The organism is Ramlibacter sp. PS3R-8 (assembly GCF_037572435.1).
Lineage (GTDB): Bacteria > Pseudomonadota > Gammaproteobacteria > Burkholderiales > Burkholderiaceae_C > Ramlibacter.
This window is the reverse complement of sequence record NZ_JBBHGT010000001.1, coordinates 1216788-1233489: the sequence shown is the minus strand read 5'-3', so window position 1 is coordinate 1233489 and position 16702 is coordinate 1216788. Positions and strand designations below refer to the sequence as shown.

General features: G+C 70.1%; 16 protein-coding genes and 1 pseudogene. 4 read left to right on the top strand and 13 right to left on the bottom strand.

The annotated features are described in order from the left end of the window. The first annotated feature begins 15 nt into the window (after nt 1–15). Nucleotides 16–369: a phage holin family protein gene (locus WG902_RS05780; protein ID WP_340059444.1), complete on the top strand. Its 354-nt coding sequence runs from the start codon at nt 16–18 to the stop codon at nt 367–369. Here WG902_RS05780 and WG902_RS05775 read toward each other — a convergent pair. Together WG902_RS05775 and tfpZ are read right to left on the bottom strand one after the other, a co-directional pair. Further along, on the bottom strand, nt 337–1827 hold the full coding sequence (locus WG902_RS05775) for a M48 family metalloprotease (protein WP_340059001.1): 1491 nt from the start codon (nt 1825–1827) through the stop codon (nt 337–339). The two genes, WG902_RS05780 and WG902_RS05775, sit on opposite strands and share 33 nt — an antisense overlap. A 5-nt stretch (nt 1828–1832) precedes the next feature. Then, on the bottom strand, nt 1833–2633 hold the full coding sequence (gene tfpZ, locus WG902_RS05770; RefSeq protein WP_340059000.1) for a TfpX/TfpZ family type IV pilin accessory protein: 801 nt from the start codon (nt 2631–2633) through the stop codon (nt 1833–1835). Between tfpZ and moaC the strand changes: the two genes are divergently transcribed. Continuing rightward, complete coding sequence (gene moaC / locus WG902_RS05765) at nt 2632–3120, top strand: cyclic pyranopterin monophosphate synthase MoaC (RefSeq protein WP_340058999.1); 489 nt, start codon at nt 2632–2634, stop codon at nt 3118–3120. The two genes, tfpZ and moaC, sit on opposite strands and share 2 nt — an antisense overlap. Nucleotides 3121–3303: 183 nt before the next feature. Next, nucleotides 3304–3597 carry a hypothetical protein gene (locus WG902_RS05760; protein ID WP_340058998.1) on the top strand — a complete coding sequence of 98 codons (294 nt, stop codon included), beginning with the start codon at nt 3304–3306 and terminating at the stop codon, nt 3595–3597. 6 nt (nt 3598–3603) lie between these two features. On the opposite strand, the gene WG902_RS05755 is transcribed toward WG902_RS05760, so the two are convergent. Together WG902_RS05755 and WG902_RS05750 are read right to left on the bottom strand one after the other, a co-directional pair. Further along, complete coding sequence (locus tag WG902_RS05755) at nt 3604–5127, bottom strand: PglL family O-oligosaccharyltransferase (protein ID WP_340058997.1); 1524 nt, start codon at nt 5125–5127, stop codon at nt 3604–3606. A 98-nt stretch (nt 5128–5225) separates the two neighbouring features. Next, nucleotides 5226–6377, bottom strand: a complete 1152-nt coding sequence (locus WG902_RS05750; protein WP_340058996.1) for a glycosyltransferase family 9 protein — start codon at nt 6375–6377, stop codon at nt 5226–5228. Nucleotides 6378–6437: 60 nt separating this feature from the next. On the opposite strand from WG902_RS05750, the gene WG902_RS05745 reads away from it, so the two are divergent. Then, a complete protein-coding gene (locus WG902_RS05745) occupies nt 6438–7433 on the top strand; it encodes a glycosyltransferase family 4 protein (protein WP_340058995.1) in 996 nt (331 codons plus the stop codon). Between the two features lie 33 nt (nt 7434–7466). On the opposite strand, the gene WG902_RS05740 is transcribed toward WG902_RS05745, so the two are convergent. The 9 genes and pseudogenes from WG902_RS05740 to WG902_RS22500 all read right to left on the bottom strand — a co-directional run. Continuing rightward, complete coding sequence (locus WG902_RS05740) at nt 7467–8438, bottom strand: class I SAM-dependent methyltransferase (protein ID WP_340058994.1); 972 nt, start codon at nt 8436–8438, stop codon at nt 7467–7469. Nucleotides 8439–8449: 11 nt separating this feature from the next. Continuing rightward, nucleotides 8450–9439 (bottom strand): glycosyltransferase, encoded by a 990-nt coding sequence (locus WG902_RS05735; protein WP_340058993.1) that lies wholly within the window; start codon nt 9437–9439, stop codon nt 8450–8452. Next, complete coding sequence (locus WG902_RS05730) at nt 9432–10538, bottom strand: glycoside hydrolase family 99-like domain-containing protein (RefSeq protein ID WP_340058992.1); 1107 nt, start codon at nt 10536–10538, stop codon at nt 9432–9434. The genes WG902_RS05735 and WG902_RS05730 overlap by 8 nt, the downstream gene beginning before the upstream one ends. A 1-nt stretch (nt 10539) precedes the next feature. Further along, nucleotides 10540–11637 carry a glycosyltransferase WbsX family protein gene (locus WG902_RS05725; RefSeq protein WP_340058991.1) on the bottom strand — a complete coding sequence of 366 codons (1098 nt, stop codon included), beginning with the start codon at nt 11635–11637 and terminating at the stop codon, nt 10540–10542. Beyond that, the gene (locus WG902_RS05720; protein WP_340058990.1) at nt 11634–12845 is read right to left on the bottom strand and encodes a glycosyltransferase family 4 protein; all 1212 of its coding nucleotides are present in this window, start codon (nt 12843–12845) and stop codon (nt 11634–11636) included. Before WG902_RS05720 ends, WG902_RS05725 begins: the two co-directional genes overlap by 4 nt. Beyond that, a complete protein-coding gene (locus WG902_RS05715) occupies nt 12842–13801 on the bottom strand; it encodes a glycosyltransferase family 2 protein (RefSeq protein WP_340058989.1) in 960 nt (319 codons plus the stop codon). Before WG902_RS05715 ends, WG902_RS05720 begins: the two co-directional genes overlap by 4 nt. Before the next feature lie 9 nt (nt 13802–13810). Continuing rightward, nucleotides 13811–14467 carry a class I SAM-dependent methyltransferase gene (locus WG902_RS05710; protein ID WP_340058988.1) on the bottom strand — a complete coding sequence of 219 codons (657 nt, stop codon included), beginning with the start codon at nt 14465–14467 and terminating at the stop codon, nt 13811–13813. Next, complete coding sequence (locus WG902_RS05705) at nt 14464–15612, bottom strand: glycosyltransferase (protein WP_340058987.1); 1149 nt, start codon at nt 15610–15612, stop codon at nt 14464–14466. The genes WG902_RS05710 and WG902_RS05705 overlap by 4 nt, the downstream gene beginning before the upstream one ends. Before the next feature lie 175 nt (nt 15613–15787). Further along, a pseudogene (locus WG902_RS22500) lies at nt 15788–16411 on the bottom strand (ATP-binding cassette domain-containing protein); the annotation flags it as partial. Nucleotides 16412–16702: the final 291 nt, after the last annotated feature.

Genomic DNA, 16702 nt, shown 5'->3' with positions numbered 1-16702 from the left:
TGCTCTACCGCCATGGTGAAACTGATCGTCAAATGGGTGCTCAGCGCCGCGGCCCTGCTCTTCGTGGCGTACGTCTACCAGGGCGTGACGGTCAGCAGCTTCGGCTCCGCCATGCTGGCGGCGCTGGTGATCGGGCTGCTCAACGCCGTGGTGCGACCGGTGCTCGTGGTGCTCACCCTGCCCGTCACGGTGGTCACGCTCGGCCTGTTCCTCTTCGTCATCAACGCCCTGATGTTCTGGGCGGCGGCCGGCGTGCTGGACGGCTTCCAGGTGCGCGACTTCGTGGCGGCCCTGGTCGGCTCGCTGATCTACACCCTCATCGGCGTGGTGATCGAATCAGCGCTCGAGCGCCTGTTCGCGAAGAAGTGATTCGACGGCGCGCGTTCGCGTGTCGATGATCGAGGCCTCGATGTGGTCCGTTCCCGGGCCGCGGCGTCCCATCTCCTGCGCCGCCTTCAGGCGGTCCAGCGCCGCCGGGTAATCGAGCTGCGCCACCCGCGCCTCGGCTTCGGCCCGCACCGCGCGCAAGGGCTGCCGGTCGGCAAGGTAGGCCGCCGACAGCAGTTGCCATGCTGCCGCGTCGCGCGGCTGGTTGGCCACCCACGTCTGCAGGCGCTGGGCCGCCTCGGCGCCTTGCCCGGTCTGGACCTGGGCTTGCGACACCAGCAGCAGCTCGGGGCGTCGCGCCACGCCGTCCACCAATTGCAGTGCGGGAGCCGTGTTGCCCTGCGACAGCGCGATCTCCGCGCCCAGCAAGCGTGCCAGGCGCTGGCCGACCGGATTGGCGGCCACCGACGCCTCCAGCCGCGCCTGCAGGCGCTGCACCGCGGCGCCATCACGCAGCCGCGAGGCCGCGAAGGTGGCGGAATACAGCACCGCCGCCTGCCGCACGCGGGACATGCCGGCGAAACCGGCGGCGTCGGGCTCGGCCACCATGGCGCGCTGCGCATCGACGGAGGGATTCGAGATGACGCGGGCCCGCGCCGCCGCCAGTGAATGTTCCAGCGCCGGCTGCACCGGAGCCCGGGTGGTCAGCGGTTGCCGCGCCTGCATCTCGGCGGCGCGCTCGGTCGTCATCGGGTGCGAACGCAGGTACGGATAGTTGCCGTTGTCGTTCAGGCGGGCGGCCTGCTGCAGCTTCTCGAACATCGTGACGAAGCCCTGCGGATCGAAGCCCGCCTGCGACATGACGCCGAAACCGATGCGGTCGGCCTCGCGCTCCATGTCGCGCGAGAAATTCAGCTGCTGCTGGATCGCCAGCGCCTGGCTGCCGGTCATGAGCGCGCCGCCGGCCTGCGGACTCTTGCTGGCTGCCAACGCGCCCAGCAGCATGCCGGCGACGATCCAGGGCAACTGTTTCGCCTCGTTCGACACCATGCGAGAGATGTGGCGCTGGGTCACGTGCGTCAATTCGTGGGCCAGCACCGATGCCAGTTCATCGCGCGTGACGGTGGCGCCGACCAGCCCCAGGTGCAGGCCCAGCCAGCCGCCGGGCAGCGCGAAGGCGTTGATGCTGCGGTCCTTGCCCAGCAGGACTTGCCAGGCGAAGCGTTCGTCCAGCTCGGAAGTCAGCTCGCCGCGCGCGCGGGCCGCCACCAGCAGCGGCTGCCAGATGGCCTGCACATATTCCACCAGCACCGGGTCGTCGATGTAGTCGGGGTCGCGGTACAGCTCCCGCGCAATGCGCTCGCCCAGCTTGCGCTCGGCGCTGCTGGTCATGTCGCTGGTGTCACCCAGCGTGGGCAATTGCGCGGCCGCCGGCGTGCCGGCGAGCAGCGTCCCGGCCAGCATGGCCGCCAGCGCGCGGCGCCAGAAGGGCGGGGACATCAGGGTCAAAAGGAATCCAGGGCCAGGTAGCCGATGACCTCGGCGGTCCCGGCGTCCAGCAGCACGGTCCAGCCTTCGGACTTGCGGGCCACCAGGGGCAAGTATGAGGCTTGCGCGGCGCTGCGACCGGCCCGCTGGAGGGCGCCATCGATCTCGGCGGCTCGCTCGGGAAAGCGGCTCTTGAGCTGGCTGACCGGCTTGGCCGCCTGCAACACCTGCGGCGCGCCTGCTTCATAGGACTGCCAGAGATCGGGCCGGGCCGAGAGCGGCAAGCCCTGCAGGGCTGCCATCGTGTACTCCGCGTTCTCGTTGTTGTCCTTGAAGGGGCGCAGCGTCAGCAGCGTGGGGCCCAGGACCGGGGAAATCGGGATGCCGGCCGGGGCGCGCGCGAGCAGCTCTTCGGGGATCTCGACCTGGTGCACGACCCGGAAGCGGTCGTATTCGAACACCATGTGCACCGGCCGCGCCAGGTGCACCGTCCACAGGCCGTAGGCCAGCGCGGAAAGCTGCAGCAGGGCGACGACGGCCAGGTCGCGCCGCAGTTCCTTGCGCGGCTTCGCCCGGTTGAACACGGCGAACGTGATCAGGGGCCCCATGATCACGTCCACCGTCACGACCAGCAGGAACAGCTCGCGGCCGCCGGAGATCTCGCGGTAGGGAAAGGGGTACCAGACGGCGAACACCAGCAAGCCGGCCAAGGCAGCGACCAGCGCGCTGAGCCCCAGGTGGATGGAAGCGGCCTTCAGGCGCGAGCGCCAGTCGAAGCGGACCGTATGATGATCGATGGTCACAGAGGACTCTTGCATGAGCGGACTCACCCACTTTGATGAACAGGGCCAGGCCCACATGGTAGATGTCGCCGGTAAAGCGTCGACGCACCGCATCGCGGTGGCCGCGGGCCGCATCGAAATGCTACCCGCGACCCTGGCCCTGATTCAAGCGGGCACCGTCAAGAAGGGCGACGTCCTCGGCGTCGCGCGCATCGCAGCCATCCAGGCCGCCAAGAAGACCAGCGACCTCATCCCCCTGTGCCACCCGCTGGCCCTGACCCGCGTGGCCGTCGATTTCGAGTTGTTGCCCGGTGCCGACGCGGCGTCGCCCGCGGTGGCCTGCACCGCCCGCGTGGAGACCGTCGGCCCCACCGGGGTGGAGATGGAAGCCCTGACCGCCCTGAACGTCGCCCTGCTCACCATCTACGACATGTGCAAGGCCGTGGACCGGGGCATGACAATTACATGTGTGCGTCTGTTGGAAAAACACGGCGGAAAGTCGGGGAGTTTTAGGCAGCCCTGACGGCTGCGGCGGCTTGGCCTTGCCGGGCACCACGGTTGGACATCAGAATGGGTGCAGGGAGACCACAGGCTGGAGCCTTGGCCGCAATGTCCGGCCTGCCCGCCCTCGGAGCGCGAAATGTTCAGTTGGTTGAAGCGCCTTGTCGGGCCCGCCAAGCCGCAACCTGCCCCCAGGCGGTCGGCGATGGCATCGGACAAGAAGGCCGCCCGCGCCGGTGGCCGCAGCGCTTTGCCCCCGGGATTCCTGCCGTCGGCGCCCGCGGCGCTGCCGGAGGTGCTGGGCGAAGGCAACACCCACGCCGACTGGAGCGCCTGGGAGGACTCCATGACGGCGCTGGACAGCCAGATGCAGGATGAGCTGGTGCCTTCGGCCCGCGTGTACGTGCGCGATACGCGCCCCAGCCAGCTGGGCGACGCCGAGCCCGACCCCGAGGTGGACGCCTTCGCCAGTGTGCGCCGCAAGCAGCGCAGGGTCTGAGGGACTTCAGGGGGCGATCGGCTGCCGCTTCAGCGCGGCGGACCACTGCGCATAGTCCTCGGGAAACGCGGCGCGATACCGCGCCAGGTGCAGCACCGCTTCGTCTTCCTGTCCCACCATGGTCGCGCTCTCGATCAGCCGTTCGATCACGCGCGGCTCGGGCGAGTAATGCAGCATGCGGCCCGACAGCTCGTACATCCAGACGGCATTGCTGCGCGACAGCGAGGCCAGCGTGAGGTCGGCGAAGCGCGCCTGCCCCGCAAACAGCCAGGAGCGGCGAACGTGTTCCAGCGCGTCGTCGGCCCAGGCGCTGCGGCGCTGCTCCGGCGGCAAGTAGACCTGGCTCACGCGCACGTAGTCCCAGCCAGCATAGGCGAGCGCCAGCAACAGCACGCCAGCCAACGCCGCTGAGGGCGCGAACGGCCGGACGACAACATCCGGTTCCTGCTCGCTGGCCAGCAACCAGCCCACCGCGGCGCCGAAAGCGATCTGGAACGGCCCGTACCAGAGCGGATATTCCAGCAGGCCGTGCAGCAGGATGAGGGCGATCACGGCCCACGCCAGTTGCCGCTGCGGCAGCGCCTCCTGCCACGGCCGGCGGTTCCAGGCCCAGAGGACCGCCCCGCCGGCGATCAGCAGCGCCGCCGGCAAGCCGAGTTCGACCGCCAGGTGCAGCGGCAGGTTGTGCGCGTTGTCCAGGATGTCGCAAAAGCGCGCGCCGGGATAGAGCGTCATGAAGTGCGCGTAATCCAGCTCGCCCCAGCCCCAGCCGGTGATCGGCTTCAATGCGACCAGGCGCAGCACGTTCGACCACAGCACCAGCCGGCTGTTGCAGCCGTCGCCGCCGCCCAGCCGACCCCACAGCGTGCGCGTGGGTTCGACTTCGGCCGATGCCTGCAGCGCCAGCGGCAACAGCACCGCCGCGGCGAAGTAGGACGCCAGGGCGATCGCGCACAGCAGCAGCCGCTGGCGCCGCGCCGGCCCGCTCCACATCGCCGCCAGCACCGCGAGCGCCAACGCCTGCAGCAACCCGGTGCGCGACACCGATGCCGCGCTGCCCGCCGCCAGCAGCGCGATCAGCGCCGCGCGCAGGGGGAACGGCAGGCGCAAGCCGCCCCACAGGACGACCGCCGCGCCGATCCAGCACAGGCTGGCGTACAGGTTCGGCTGGCGCAGGTTGGCATACGCCTCGCCGGCGCGGGCGACATTGATCCAGGGGATGAAGTGTTCGGACCAGCCGAGGTACTGCACGATGCCGAACACGGCGCTGATCGCGGCAGCCGCCAGCACGCCGGCGCTCATCGCGGTGCTCGTGCCTTCGTCCTGCGCCAGCCCTGCGGCGATGGCCATGAGCAGCAGGCCCATGGCGAGCATCACCATCTCCGGTCGCAGCGACAGCTGCGACAGCACCGCCCAGGCCGTGATGGCCAGTGCCGGCAACCACAGGCGCAGGCGCGGGCGCAGGCCGCCCATCATGGCCAGCAGCCAGATGCCCAGCGCGCAGGCGGCGCTCGTGAGCCACGGTTGCACGGCGGGCGATGGACCGGAGGCAAAGGGGTTGAGCCACGGAAGCGCGGAGAGCAGGGCCACGCAGCCCCACCGGAAAGACAGTCGACCCATCGCGGCTTTCAGCTCGCCGCCACCATGGCTTGCCGGGGGTCGTGCTGGCCGGCCGTCACCTGCCGGACCGCGTCGAGGACCGCGTCCACCGGGATGCGCTGCATGCAGTCCACCGGATGCGCGGGATATTCGAAGCCGAGGTGCAGGAACTCGCAATCGGCGCCGCCCGGGACCAGTGCGATGCTGCGCGCGCCGACCGGTCCCCACCGCAACCGGCTGGTGGGACCGTGCAGCGCCACCAGCGCGACATCCAGCAAGGCGGCGAGATGCATGACTCCCGTGTTGACGCACACCAGGGCGGCCGCCCCGCGCAACACCGCGGCCAGTTCAGGCAACGCCAGTTCGCCCGCGGCCGATGTCACCGGCAGTCCGGCCGGACACGCGCCCACCAGCGCGGCGGCCCTGGCACGATCGGCCGGGCCACCCGAGACCAGGATCGCATAGCCCGCCGACGCGGCCCGGGAGATGAACTCCACCCACCGCTCCAGCGGCCACTCGCGCGAAGCGAAGCGAAAGCCGCTGGCCCAGGGATGCACGACCAGGTACGGCCTCGTGATGCCGTTGCGCGGCGCGGCCGCCGCGACGGGGCGCAGCACCGCAGCGGGAGCCAGGGGCGTCACACCGGAGATCGGGGCCAACAGCCGCTGGAAATTGACGACCTCGTGCACGTCGCGGCCATGCGGCACGGCGGCGTCGTACGCGTAGTGGCGCGCCTGGCCCGGCGTCGCGAAGCCGATCGTGAAGGAACTGCGCGACGCGGCGCAGAGCAGCGCATACCAGCGCGGCCACTGGCCGATGTCGATCATCACGTCCACCGGCTCGCTTCGCATCGCGGCCAGCGCGCGCAGGGGCCGCGTCAGCGGCACCTCCACCACCCGCGCGATGCCTTCGAACAGCGGCAGCACGCCCCGGTTGCCGCGCGATGCGAACACCACCAGCTCGCAGCCCGGGAACGCGGCCCGCAGGCTGGCGGGCACGGTGCCGGCCAGCAGCGTGTCGCCGATGGTCTCGAACATCATGAGCCCGAAGCGGCGCGGTGCGCGCGGCAAGGCGCGGCGCCGTCGCAGGGCGCCCCACAGCCACAGCAGCGGCGCGCCGGCCACCTGGTCGATGACACGCGGCAGCGCGCTCTCTCGCAGGCGGGACAAGGTGGAAGACATCGGTGGCCGATTGTGCCAGCCGGCCCGGACGCTACACTCGTTTGCCAGTCCACCGATTCAATGCAAACGCCGATCCACTACGACACTCGCTGGAACGGCAACCACGGCATCGGCCGGTTTTCGGCGGAGTTGCAAAAGCGCCTGCCAGGCATCGTGCCGCTGCCCATCTTCGGGCCGAAGCTGTCGCTGATCGACCCGCTCGCGCTGACCCTGGCGCTGGCCAGCCGGAGAAGCGGCTGTTTCCTGTCGCCGGGCTTCAATCCGCCGCTGGCCAGCCCGATCCCCTTCGTCTTCACCATCCACGACCTGGCGCACCTGCACGTGCCCGAGGAGTCGTCGCCGCTGCGCCGCCTGTACTACCGCCTGGTCGTGCGGCCCGCCACGCGCAAGGCCGCGCGCATCCTGACCGTGTCCGAGTATTCGCGGGCGGACATCCTCGCCTGGACTGGCCTGCCGCCCGGCCAGGTGCGCGTGGTGGGCAACGGTGTATCGCCCGTGTTCCGGCCGAAGGCCGACCCGCTGGCGGGGCGCGAGCCCTTCCTGCTGCACGTGGGCCGCCGGGCCGGGAACAAGAACATCCGCAACCTGCTGCGCGCGTTCGCGGCGAGCCGCGCCAGCGCATCGCTCGGCCTGCGCTTCACCGGCGCCCCCGATGCGCGGACGCTGGCCTGGGCCGCCGAGGCCGGCGTGGCCGACCGCATCGCGTTTGCCGGCGACCTCGGCGACGAGGCGCTGCTTGGCCTGTACCAGCGTTGCACGGCGTTCGTGTTCCCGTCCGTGCATGAAGGCTTCGGCTTGCCGGTGATCGAGGCGATGGCGACCGGCACGCCGGTGGTGACCTCCACCACGACATCGCTGCCGGAAGTGGCGGGAGCGGGCAACGCGCTGCTGGCCGATCCCCACGACGTGGAAGCGCTCGCCGCCGCCCTCGACCGCGTGGTCGAAGACCAGGCGCTGCGCAGCGAGCTGTCGGCGCGCGGCCTGCGGCGCGCGGCGGACTTCACCTGGGAGAACGTTTGCGCACGCGTCGTGCAGGCCATGGAACTGACGGGGTGACGGCAGGCGCGGTACCTGCCGCCGGGACACCGCCTACTTCCTGAGACGGAACACCAGCAAGGGAACGCCGAGGTGACCGAAGGCGTCGTTCATGTACACCTCGCACGCCGCGTCCGAAAAGCCGGCCTGCCGCATCGTCGCCAGCAGGTCCCAGCCGAAATCCTGGAAGACCAGCGATCCTTCGGCGGACACCGGGTTGCCATGGAATTGCGCTGGCAGCAGGTGCTTCAGCCCACCGGCGCCGAGCGTTGCGCGCACCACCGTGGCCTCGCTGCCCGTTTGAAAAGGGAAGGTGGCGAGCACCACGCCGCCTGGCCGCAAGACCCTGCTGCACTCGCGCAAGGCCTTCGCCGGGTCGGGAATGTGCTCGAGCACGTCGTTGCTCACGATCAGGTCGAACGAGGCATCCGGGTAGGACAGGTTCATCGCGTCCTCGTGCCGCACGCCGTCCATCACGTCCCCGCCCCGGTGCTGGTCGCCCAGGTACTCGCTGCCGTGGACATCCGTCGCCGGCAGCCGCCGCACCCATTGGAAAATCGGCGTGACCTGTTCGGTCAGGTAGATCCGGGCCCGCTCGTGTTCCGCGGCGGCTTGTTGCACCAGCTTGGCGACCAGGCGCTGCCGATTGTTCATCCCGCACTGGTCGCAAATCAACCGTTCCCGCCAGTTCAGGACGCGGGCGCCATCGCGCCCCTGCCACGATGATTCCATGTCGACCAGCATCGGCGTGGTCTCGTTGCAGCACAAGCAGAAACGCTGCAGGTGGATGCGGCCGCCTTGTGCCTCCAGCTTCTGCTCATACCCCGCCAGCCATGGGGCCGGTTGCACGCGGGATGCGCCCGCGTGAAACGCGTGCGCGTCGCGCGCGACGAAGACCGGGTCGATGCGAAGCAGGCGGCCCACGTCGCGCTGCAACGCGGCGAGCCGCTTGCGCGCCGAGGGCCTGCGCACGGCACGCAACAACGCATGCAGGGGCGAGACGGCTTGCTGCAGGGGATTTTTCATGGGTCGGAAACTCAGGTACGTAGCCAGAGAGAGGGCTTGAACATCAGCCGCAGCACCAGCGCAGCGCGGGCAGCTTCGCCGTGCAGGAGACGGTCGAGGATGACGATGAACAGGCTGGACCACACCACCGGCAGGTAGTGCGGCCAGAACTTGCGGGTGATGCGCAGGCGGCTGATGACGCCGTACCGCTCGGACAGCAGCGACTTGCCGCGCACGCCTCCGCGTGAATCGGTGCTCGCTCCCTCCTTGTGGCGCAGGCGGCTGGCGAGCGCCACGATGGCGCGGTAGCCGAATCGCCGGCCGCGCTCGGCCCAGTCCATTTCCTCGCAGTACAGGAAGTAGCCGGGGTCCATCGGGCCGACTTCGTCCAGGTAGCCGGCGGCCACATACATCGAGGCGCCGACCGGGTAGTCGACCTCCACGCTCGGGCCGCTGCCCTCCTCGGGCAGCCGCGTCTGGTGCCAACCCACACCCAGCCACCGCCGATACACGCCGGCCACCGCTTGCACACGCTGCGGGGCGTCCCAGTCCAGCAGCACCGAGCCGCAGATGCCGGCGCGCGCCGCGCCCGCATGCGCCGCGAGCAGGGCGCGCAGCGCACCGGGTTGCGCCTCGACGTCGTTGTTCAGGATCCAGAAGCCCCGCGGGGACCACCGCTGGCGCGCCCAGTCGATGCCGGCATTGGCGCCGCCCGCATAACCCAGGTTGCGCGGCAGGCGCAGCAGGTGCACGGCGATGACAGCGTCGTGCGCAGCGGCATCCGTCGCCGCGAATCCGGGCTCGCCGGGCGCATCGGCCCAGCCGCGGCAACGCGCCTGGAGGTGCCGGGCCAGTTCGTCGCGCGAGCCGTCGTCCGATCCGTTGTCGCACACCACCACCCGCAACGGCGCATCCCGCAGGGCCAGCAGGCTGTCCAGGCAGGTGACGGTGTCGCGCCAGCCGTTCCAATTGACGACCACGGCGCAGACGGCCGACGCGCCGGGGTCCTGGACTTCAGCCACGGCGCAGGCCGCGCGCTTGCGCGTGGGCCTCCAGGAAGCCGCGGCCCCAGCGCTGGCAGGGCTCGAGATGGTTGCCCTCGGCCCATTCGTTCCATGCGTTGACGAACACCAGCTTCTCGTCGTCCAGCACCGGCCGAGACGCCTCCTGCTGCAGCAACTGCCGCAGCCAGTCGCCGTAGGCTGCGGGCGTGCTGCCCGTGAGGATCAACGCATCCTTGCGGCGTCGCGGCGAGTTGTCGAAGCCGGGCGTGGCGCAGCGGATGCGACGGTACCCGGGCTCGGGCTTGGCCAGCATGCGCGCGGCGAGCGCCTCGTAGTCGGCGAAACGGTGGTGCCGGTAACCCGCCGGCTGCAGGCCGGCCCAGGCCGCCATGCGGCGCAGCCGCGCTCCCGCACCAACGCGGACGCGGCGCCAGTCCGGAGCGAACTCCAGCGCCGCATCGAAGCCGATTCTTGCCGGGTCGACGTCCGGCACGAAGGATTCCACGCGCACCAGGTACAGGTCGCCGACGCCGGCGCGGACGGCTTCGTTGCGCCACAGCTCCGCGGTGCGCCGCGGCTGCGGCATCAGTTCCGTCCGATACACCGCCAGCACCGGCCGGCCGCCCACGCGCAGGTAGCGGCGATCCGCCAGCACCGGCAGCAGGTGGCGAATGTGCGCGATGTCGTCCGCATCGGAATAGTGCTGCTGTAACAGGACGTCACCGGAGCGGCCGTCCCAGGAGCGCGTCCAGTCCTCGTTGGCCCAGCACAGGCAGAACGGGAAATCCGGTCGGCCGCTGGCGACGATCTCGTCCACCGGCCGCTGCAGCACCTGCCGGCCCGTGAACCAGTAGTGGTAGTAGCAAAAGCCATCGATGCCGTAGGCGCGAGCCAGTTCCGCCTGCGCCTCGCGCACCTCCGGCAAGCGCAGGTCATAAAACCCCAGGTCAGCCGGCAAGTGGGGTTGCTGATGACCGGGAACGACCGGTCGTGCCGACGCCACGTTGGTCCACTCCGTGAAGCCTTTTCCCCACCATGCGTCGTTCTCGGGAATGGGGTGGTATTGCGGCAGGTGGAAGGCGATGCAACGCAAGGCGGAGCTTTCGGCGGCGGTCATGTCAGGCGGGCGCGGGGCCAGGCGCGGGGCGCCCCTGAAGCGCGGCATGCAGGGCCTCGAGGTAGGCGCGGCCCTGCCCCGTGTCCGGTTCGAGGTGGTTGCCTTCGGCCCACTCGTTCCAGGCATTGACGAACAGCAGTTGCTCCTCGGCCGGCCGGCTGCGGGCGATCTCCAGGGCGCGCACCACCTGCGCATGAAAGCGCGCCGGCGATTCGCCAACCACCACCACGCCCCGCTCGCCGCGCCGCGGCGTGTTGTCCCAGCCGACGAAGACCGAGGGGAAGTAGTGCGCATGCCCTGGCGCGATCCCTTCCATGCGGCGCAGGAACTCGGCGTAGTCGATGGCTTTCAGCCGGCCGCTGCCGATCCCCAGGCGCCGGTTGCGCCACCAGCGGCGCCACTGGAAACCGTCATCGGTGACACCGGGCACCAGTCCGAGCTGCGGGCGGAAGTTCATCGTGTAGTCGAAGCCGTCGGCGCGGAAGTCGCGGCCGGACTCGCGGCTGTCGACCGCGACCAGGAAGGGGTCGCACCCGGCTTCCTGCTGCACGACCCGGCGGTAGACGCCCAGCGCATCCGGCAGGTCGGGAATGTCCAGCGGTCGATAGACCAGGAACACCGGCCGGCCATGCACGCGGATGTAGCGGGGATCCACGAATGCACCCGCGAGCCAGCGCGCATGGCGTTCGTGGTCGGCCATCGAATAGGTCTGGCGCAGCAGCACCTCGCGATCCTCGCCGAGCCAGCGGCGCGACCACGTTTCGTTGGCCCAGCAGAGCATGAAGGGAAAGTCGGGACGTCCGCTCGCCAGCATCTCGTCGACCGGACGTTCGATCAGGCGCTGCCCCTCGAACCAGTAGTGGTAGTAGCAAAAGCCGTCGATCCCGTGGCTGCGTGCCAGGCTGGCCTGCGCTTCGCGCGCCTCGGGCAGGCGCAAGTCGACGTAACCCAGGTCCGCGGGCACGCGCGGCTGCCGGTGTCCCCTGAACAGCGGCCGCGCCTTCGCCACGTTGGTCCACTCGGTGAACCCCTTGCCCCACCACGCATCGTTCTCGGGAATCGGGTGGAACTGGGGAAGGTGGATGGCAATGCTTCTCATGCGACCCGTGGCCGTTGCGAAAGCGGAGACCGGGCCGCACAGGCTTCCTCGATGATCCGGACGATCTGCGGCAGGATCACCGCGGGCGCGTGGAGTTGCCGCACGCGGGCTTGCGCCACGGCGCCCAGGGCGCCCCGCCGTTCGCTGTCGGCCAGCAGTTCCTGCGCCATGGCGGCGAGCGCCGGCAAGTCGAGATACGCCGTGCAGGCGCCGGCGTCGGCGCCGATGAATTCCGCGGCGCCTCCCGCGTCGCGGAATGCCAGGGTGGGGACGCCGTGGACTGCGGCTTCCATCACCACCAGGGGAAAGGGATCCTCGCGCGAGAGCAGCAGGTGGAGGTCGAAGATCGACAGCCAGTCCGCCGGCGCGCGGGTCACCCCGACGAAATGGATGCGTGACTTCACCCCGGCCGCGAGTGCGTCCTGCAGCGCCAACGCGTGCGGATACTCGGGCGCCTCGGCGCCGACCCACACCATGTGCACTTCACGCCCGCCGACATGCGTTGGCAGCAACCGCGCCACGGGCACCGCCAGGTCGACGCCTTTGCGCAGGTCGCCATGGCCGCACATCCCGACCACGTGCGCATCCAGCGGGATCCCCAGGGGTTCCAGCAGGCGGCGCCGGCGCTCCAGCGGCGTGCCCGCCGGGGTGACGTCCACCGGGACGAAACCGTGGACGCGCCGTGCCTTGTGCGGCGGGCAGCCGTGGGACCTCACCAGGTTGTCCAGCACGGCATCCGACACGCAGATGACCCGGTCCGAGCACTCCAGTACGCGCTGTTCGTGCCCGTGCGCGTAACGCCGGATGGCCCATTCCAGCTCGTGCACATGGGTCACGACCGGCAGCGCCAGCCGCTGCAGCCGCGCGAGCTGTTTCCCGAGCGTGATCGTGTTCAGGTACAGCAGGTCGTAGCCGCCGCCATCGAGGAGGGACTGCAGGCTGCGGTATCGCCCCAAGCTGCGTGCGCGCTTGAGCCAGGCCTGCAGCCTGTCGCAGGCGCCGCCATCGGCGGCGGGCAGCGGCTGCAGCACGAAGGCGCGACAGACCGGCTCGAACTCCGCCACCATCTCGCCCTCGCAAGGCAACGCCACGTCGAACTGCAGCTCGGTGTGCGCGCGCAGCCAGCGCAGCATGTTCAGCAGGAACAGCGTTCCGCCCGCCCGGTAGGCATCGTGGGCGACGAACAGCACGCGCAACGGACGGCTCACGCGGTCCTGCCCCACCCGAGGGTGCGCTTGAACCCGACCCAGGCCATGGCCCGCACCTGCGGATGCCAGGGCGAGGCGCGCACGGCCTCCCAGCGCAGCTGGCGCGCGCGGTCCGGCGCGCCGACCCGCTCCAGCATGTCGGCCCAGAACACGCTGCCGGCCGCCAGCGCGGCGCGCAGGCGGGCCGGGGATTCGGCGGGATCGGCGTGCGCCAGTGGCAGGTCTTCGGGCCGTCCGCTGCGCCGCTGCCGGGCCAGCGCCCGGTACAGCTGCGCCGACCGCAGCTGGGGCTGCATCTTCGTCACCGTGATCTGGCCGGGATGGATGCGGTAGCCGATCAGCCGCTGCGGCAGGTTGCCGACCTTCCCCAGTTCGGCCATCCGCAGGCACAGGTCGTAGTCCAGCCCGTACGGATTCAAGACCTGGCGGTACCCACCGAGCGAGCGCAATGCCTCGGTGCGCATCAGCACGGACGGGTGGCAGAACGGGTTGCCGGAGTCCATGAGCGTCGCCTGCAGCGCGGCATCCTCCAGCGGCGGATGGCCCTCGCCCACCACGCGACCGGTGGCGTCGATGTAGTCGAAGGCGCTGCCAAGCAGCACCAGCTCCGGTTGCCGGTCGAACGCCGCCACCTGCAACGCGAGCCGGTCGGGGCGGCAGACATCGTCCGCATCGAGGCGGGCCACCAGGGGCGCGCGGACCTCGGCCAGGCCATGGTTCGCGGCCAGGACGGGGCCACCGTTGGCGGCCATGCGCAGCACGCGCACGCGCGGGTCCAGCCGGCGAAAACGCTCGAGCGCAGAGGGCGTCTCGTCGGTGGATGCGTCATCCACCACGATCAGCTCGAAATCCCGGAAGGTCTGGTCCAGGATGGACTGGATCGCCTCCTGGACATAGGGCAATCCGTTGTAGACGGCGACCAGGACGGCGACGCGGGGCACGGGGGTTTCTGGCATGGGGATCGCTCAGGCCTGGCCGCTCCGGCGGTAGATGAAGAAGTCGCAGAACGATGTCGTCCTGTAGTCGCCGTTGTAGGGAAAGGCGTTGGGGATCCGTTCCACCAACGTCCACCGCGCACCCATCTCGCGCTCCACCCATTGCGAAAAGTGACGGTGGCGCACATGCGGCGCCGCCGGCTGGACGGGCTCGTCCCGGTCGGACGAATAGACGATGACGTACCTGCGTCCCGCCTCGAACAGCCTGCGCATGTAGGCATCGAAGACCCGGTCCTCGGTCAGATGGAACACCACGTCCAGCGACAAGGCGAGGTCGGCCTGTCGGCCGTCATCGTCTGGCGCCAGCAGAAATTCCTTCGACGCATCTGCCTTGAACCGTTCACGGCAGCTCTCGACGGCCAGCGGACTCACGTCGATGCCGGTGTACGCGGGATAGTGTGCGAGGCCCAGCTGGTTGCCGTCCCCGCAGCCGAACTCGATGACGGAGCCGACTGCATGCTCCCGGACGAAGCGGTTCAGGACGTCGGCCTTGAACTTCGCCAGTTCTCCGTAGGAGCCGGGGCCCGAATTGCCGCCCGCCGAATACCGGTCCTTCCAGTAGGAAGCCGACGAGAAATTGCTGCGCGCGAACCACTTGCGGCCAAGGTCTGCGATCCAGGTCTTCATGGGGAATGCGCGTGAGCGCAGTGCGATTCATAGATCTGCTCCAGCCGCCGGGCGCCAGCCTGGAGGTCGAACGATTCGGCGACGAACCGTGCCGCGGCAGCCGACGCGGAGTTGGCGAATGCATCGTCCTCGAGAAACCGCAGCAGTTTCGCCGCGAGGGCATCGACATCTCCTTCCGGGACACCGTATCCGGTGCGACCCTCGAGCAAGCCCTCCGTGGCGCCGCCCAGGGCGGAGGTGACGACGGGGACGCCGCAAGCCTGCGCTTCCAGCAGCACCAGGCCGAATCCTTCGGCGTCACCATTGCTGGCCGTCACGCTCGGCAGACAGAAGACCCTGGCGCGATGGATCTGGTCCCGCACCTCCACCGAGCTGCGAGCGCCAAGCCATTCCACCGGTACCGCGAGGTCCCGCGCGAGGGCACGCGCATCTTCCAACAGCGGCCCCACGCCGACCATGGCGAGCTCCGCGTCGGGCAGCCGCTCGCGCACCTTCTCGAACGCGCGGACCATCAGCAGCGGGCCCTTCTTCTCCAGCATCCGGCCGACGAACAGGATCCGCCTGCGCCGCTCTCCCGGCGGCACGCCGGCTGGCTGGAACCGCTGCGTGTCCACGCCGATATAGGAGACGCAGATCTTTTGCGCCGGGATGCCATAGGCGATGGCGCGCTGCCGCATGGCCTCGGACACGGCGATGAACCGGACCTGCGGATGCCGTGCCATGCGTCGCAGCCGGCGCGGGTAGAGGCGCATGGCCCATCCCGCGTGTCCCCTCTCCCACCACTCCCGCCGGATGTTGATGTCATAGCCGTGCAACGTGACCACCATCGGCACACCTGCGGCCCGCACGCTGGGCCAGGCCCGCAGTGCGTCGGTGCCGAAGTGCGCGTGGACCAGCCGGACACCCAGCCGCCGGAACGTGTCGACCAGGGCCGGGATGGGAAGCGCGAGCAGGAATCGCCACTCGGTGGAACGCTGGCGCGTCGCGACGATTTCGCGCGGCACCTTCGGCGTCTCGAGCCCGTCCGGGACCTCCCAGAGGCCCACCAGCACGGGCTCCCAGGTGCCCAGCGCCGCGGCCTGGTCGCGAATGAAGGTCTCCGAAATCGGCAGCAGGCTGGCGCGGAAGATGGCGACTCGCTTCATGTCAGGCCGGCTGGACGATGCGTTCGGAATTGCCGTCCGCGACGAGGCGGCCGCCAACGAGTTCGAACACCGCGTCGGCCGCGTGGATCGGCGCCGGCCGGTGCGAGACGATCACGATCCCGGTCGTGGCCGCCAGCTCCTTCAGGGTGGCGAGCAACTGCAGTTCCGTCTCCGCATCGAGCGCCGCGGTGGGTTCGTCCAGCAGGAGGTAGTCGCACTCCATGTACAGGGCGCGTGCCAGTGCCAGGCGCTGGATCTGGCCACCGGAAAGCGTCTGGACGAACCCGAGCTTGTGATCCAGCTGGCCGGGCAGTGCGCGGATCACCTCGTCCAGGTGGGCGCGCGCGAGCGCCCGCCAGACCGCGGCATCGTCGATGTGTTCGGACGGCCGCCCGAAAGCGATGTTGGCGCGCACGGTGTCGGGGAAGACGGCGGGCTGCTGGCCGGCGTAGGCCACGCGGCCCACCAGCGCCTGCTTGTGCGGGATCCGTTCGCCGTCGAGGGTGATCCACCCTTGCGCGGGCGTGCGAAGCCCGGCGACGATTTCCAGCAGGGTGCTCTTGCCCGCTCCGGAGCTGCCCTTGATGGCGACGAGCGAGCCTCGCCGCAACTCCAGGTCCAGGCCGGCCAGCACCGTCTTGGTCGCGTCGTAAGCGTAGGAAATTCCCACCAGCTTCAGGACCTGCGCCGCCCCCGCGTGGCGATCGGTAGCGACCGCGACGCCAGTTCCCGCGGCGGGCGCCGCCGGGCGCGCCAGCACGCGCACGATGCGCTCCACCGTGGGCCCGGCAAAGCGCATGGCTTGCACGCAGGCCACCACGCGGTTGATGCCCAGGAGCAGCCGGAAGCCCGCGACCGCGAACACGCCGATGCTGACGATCAGGGTCGGGTCCCTGCGGTCTCCCGCCTGCCAGTACACCACCAGCAGCAGCACGCCGACCAGCGTCACCTCCAGCACGAACCGCGGCGAGGCCTGCAGCATCTGGAAGCCTCGGTAGGTGGCGGCCAGGCGCGTGAGCACGCCATGCAGGTGCACCACTGCGCGAGGGCCGGCGGAATACACGTACATCTCGCGCAGGTGGGAGAAGAT

What these genes read in the sequence shown, in the direction of transcription:
- WG902_RS05775 (WP_340059001.1), bottom strand. Translation starts at nt 1,827, where the DNA reads ATGTCCCCGCCCTTCTGGCGCCGCGCGCTGGCGGCCATGCTGGCCGGG.
- moaC (WP_340058999.1), top strand. Translation starts at nt 2,632, where the DNA reads ATGAGCGGACTCACCCACTTTGATGAACAGGGCCAGGCCCACATGGTA.
- tfpZ (WP_340059000.1), bottom strand. Translation starts at nt 2,633, where the DNA reads ATGCAAGAGTCCTCTGTGACCATCGATCATCATACGGTCCGCTTCGAC.
- WG902_RS05760 (WP_340058998.1), top strand. Translation starts at nt 3,304, where the DNA reads ATGGCATCGGACAAGAAGGCCGCCCGCGCCGGTGGCCGCAGCGCTTTG.
- WG902_RS05750 (WP_340058996.1), bottom strand. Translation starts at nt 6,377, where the DNA reads ATGTCTTCCACCTTGTCCCGCCTGCGAGAGAGCGCGCTGCCGCGTGTC.
- WG902_RS05745 (WP_340058995.1), top strand. Translation starts at nt 6,438, where the DNA reads ATGCAAACGCCGATCCACTACGACACTCGCTGGAACGGCAACCACGGC.
- WG902_RS05740 (WP_340058994.1), bottom strand. Translation starts at nt 8,438, where the DNA reads ATGAAAAATCCCCTGCAGCAAGCCGTCTCGCCCCTGCATGCGTTGTTG.
- WG902_RS05730 (WP_340058992.1), bottom strand. Translation starts at nt 10,538, where the DNA reads ATGACCGCCGCCGAAAGCTCCGCCTTGCGTTGCATCGCCTTCCACCTG.
- WG902_RS05725 (WP_340058991.1), bottom strand. Translation starts at nt 11,637, where the DNA reads ATGAGAAGCATTGCCATCCACCTTCCCCAGTTCCACCCGATTCCCGAG.
- WG902_RS05715 (WP_340058989.1), bottom strand. Translation starts at nt 13,801, where the DNA reads ATGCCAGAAACCCCCGTGCCCCGCGTCGCCGTCCTGGTCGCCGTCTAC.
- WG902_RS05710 (WP_340058988.1), bottom strand. Translation starts at nt 14,467, where the DNA reads ATGAAGACCTGGATCGCAGACCTTGGCCGCAAGTGGTTCGCGCGCAGC.
- WG902_RS05705 (WP_340058987.1), bottom strand. Translation starts at nt 15,612, where the DNA reads ATGAAGCGAGTCGCCATCTTCCGCGCCAGCCTGCTGCCGATTTCGGAG.